This window comes from Achromobacter sp. SIMBA_011 (assembly GCF_046535435.1).
Lineage (GTDB): Bacteria > Pseudomonadota > Gammaproteobacteria > Burkholderiales > Burkholderiaceae_B > Achromobacter > Achromobacter dolens.
In genome coordinates this window covers 1-279 of the sequence record NZ_JAWRWN010000319.1, presented here as the reverse complement: position 1 = coordinate 279, position 279 = coordinate 1, and the positions used below count along the sequence as shown (strand labels likewise).

Here is a 279-nt window from a genome sequence, read left to right as displayed (position 1 = left end):
CACCAGAAGGGCTGCTCGGAGCGCCTCGGACTCGGCCTGAAGTTCATCCACATCGCGAGCATCCTGAACGGAGCACGAGCATGAAACGCGTCGACCACGTCGGTTACTCGAAGAAGTTCATCGCCGACGAGAAACACGTCGAGTTCCACGACAAGCGCCTCTGGGGGCTGCGCACCGCGCGCGACGAGGCCGTGCATGCGATCCCCGAATGGGAAACGATGCGCGCGCTCGCGTCCGCGGTCAAAGAACACACGCTCACGCATCTGCCCGACTATCTCG

At 63.1% G+C, this 279-nt stretch carries 1 pseudogene; it reads left to right on the top strand.

The features are described 5' to 3' along the window. Nucleotides 1–80 precede the first annotated feature (80 nt). Nucleotides 81–279 (top strand): annotated as a pseudogene (locus SB816_RS31130) (4Fe-4S ferredoxin); the annotation flags it as partial.